Raw genomic sequence first — 723 nt, 5'->3', positions numbered from 1 at the left:
CGCGGCGCGGGACCACTGCTGGGCCAGCTGACGGGCCAGAGCGCGCCCGCGGACACCCCGGTCGCCCCGACCGCGGTCTCCGCGCCGCTGCTGCCCGGCGTCCCGGCGCCGACGGAGCGCCACCCCACGCCGGGCACGCCGATGCAGGGCGGTGCGACGGCCGTGTCCCCGCTGATACGACCGCTCACCTCGACCCCGCCGCTCACCCTGACCACGTGGGCCGTCGCCGCCGGGCTCAAGGACCCCGGCCTCCTCACCGTGGGCACGACACCGGCTCCCACGCCCACGTCCCGCTGAACCGTTCGGTGCGCGGGGGCGCGCGAACCTGGTTGAATCCAGGGGGCGCGCCCAGGCCCAGCCGGGTGCCGAGCCTGTAGTTTCGCGGCCACCGCCGTCGCGCGGTGCCGTGTCCAGCCGTGGGGAGAGCATGAACGAGGGGAAGCCGGGCCCACCGGGGGAGGAGCCGACCACGCGTCCCGAGGGACACGACGGCGACTTCGAACTGGCCCGCCCGCACCGCGAGCCGGCCGCCGCCGGTGACGACCACGAGGGCGACTACGAACTGGACCGCCCCCTGCGGCCCGAGGGCTCCGAGGACCGGCCTCCCGAGCCCGCTCCCGGCGCCCCCGACCCCGTGGCCTCCGACACACCGCCCCCGGCACCCGGCGCCCCCGCCGCCGGGACCGACGACCCCGCCCAGGACGCGTCCCCGGCCGCTCCGGC

General features: G+C 78.7%; 2 pseudogenes. Both read left to right on the top strand.

Annotated elements, in window-relative coordinates:
* A pseudogene (locus B7767_RS40540) lies at window positions 1-297 on the top strand (zf-HC2 domain-containing protein); the annotation flags it as partial.
* Between the two features lie 130 nt (window positions 298-427).
* Window positions 428-723, top strand: a pseudogene (locus B7767_RS45435) (protease); the annotation flags it as partial.

This window comes from Streptomyces sp. 13-12-16, assembly GCF_002114215.1.
In the GTDB taxonomy this organism is placed as follows: Bacteria; Actinomycetota; Actinomycetes; order Streptomycetales; family Streptomycetaceae; genus Streptomyces.
The sequence above is the reverse complement of the archived record's forward strand: the minus strand, read 5'-3'. Positions and strand labels throughout refer to the sequence as shown.